The sequence below is a fragment of the Rhodoferax sp. ZS1R8 genome (assembly GCF_056521325.1).
Window position 1 is genome coordinate 585 of record NZ_JBWMBA010000130.1, and the last position, 596, is coordinate 1,180.

Sequence of the window (596 nt, forward strand, 5' to 3'; positions counted from 1 at the left end):
TGCCAGTGGACGTAGCCATGCAGGCCTCGGCACCCTCCATGGCGGCCAGGCGGCGCTCGAAGCTGGTGACAGTGGGGTTGCCAGTGCGGCCGTAGGTGTAGCCCTCTTCCTCGCCCGCAAAGCGCGCGGCGGCTGTGGCGGCTGTGGGCTGAACATAGCCGCTGGTGAGGAATAGGGCTTCGGAGTTTTCGCCATAGGCGCTGCGTGCCGCACCTTCGCGCACTGCGAGCGTGGCCGGGTGCAACCCTGGGGGCAACGAGATTCTGTCGGTCATGGTGCTGAGTTGTGCAGATCAGTCGTTGTGGTTGGGCAGTGCCAGGCGGGATGTGTCCTCCTGGTTTTCTTCGCCACCCACACGGTTTGCGTTCAAGCGGTTGATGTCGTCCGAGGTGATGTCACCGGTGACATACACACCGTCAAAACACGAGGCATCAAAGCCCTTGACCTTGGCATTGAGCGAACCAATCGCTTTCTTCATGCCATCCACATCCTGATATATCAGCGCGTCGCAACCGATGATCTGACGGATCTCTTCCACACTGCGGTTGTGCGCCACCAGCTCGCTGCTGTTGGGCATGTCGATGCCATACACATTG

The 596-nt window shown here is 60.6% G+C and carries 1 protein-coding gene and 1 pseudogene; both read right to left on the bottom strand.

Annotation, left to right across the window (positions count from 1 at the left end):
* Positions 1-274, bottom strand: a 274-nt coding sequence (locus tag AC097P_RS24385) for a PLP-dependent transferase (RefSeq protein ID WP_479613000.1), incomplete at its 3' end; no start/stop codon positions are given.
* Positions 275-292: 18 nt separating this feature from the next.
* A pseudogene (locus tag AC097P_RS24390) lies at positions 293-596 on the bottom strand (amidophosphoribosyltransferase); the annotation flags it as partial.